This window comes from Salinimicrobium oceani (assembly GCF_012037645.1).
The window spans coordinates 1-284 of record NZ_JAAVJR010001641.1 but is presented as its reverse complement, the minus strand read 5'-3'; the positions used below and the strand labels follow the sequence as shown (position 1 = coordinate 284).

Sequence of the window (284 nt, the reverse complement as noted above, 5' to 3'; positions counted from 1 at the left end):
AAGATCACCTCCGGCCATCACGTAGGCCAGTTTGTTGGCGATCTTCTTATCGTGTTCGCTAATGTATTTTCCGGCGAACATTTGATCTGTTCCTACATAGAAAGCTCCCAGTGCCTGACGCCCCAAAACCTTAATATCTGTTCTCATGATAGGTTTAGTATATCCGTTCTCTGCCATAAGCAAAGCATGTTGTTTCGCGATTGCCAGCTGACGGTCGGGATTCACTACCACAATATCTTTTCCTTTCTGCAGGATGTTGAGGTCGTAAGCTTCATAAGCTGAGG

The 284-nt window shown here is 45.8% G+C and carries 1 pseudogene; it reads right to left on the bottom strand.

Going from position 1 to position 284, the window contains the following annotated elements:
• A pseudogene (locus tag HC175_RS23430) lies at positions 1-284 on the bottom strand (3-hydroxyacyl-CoA dehydrogenase); the annotation flags it as partial.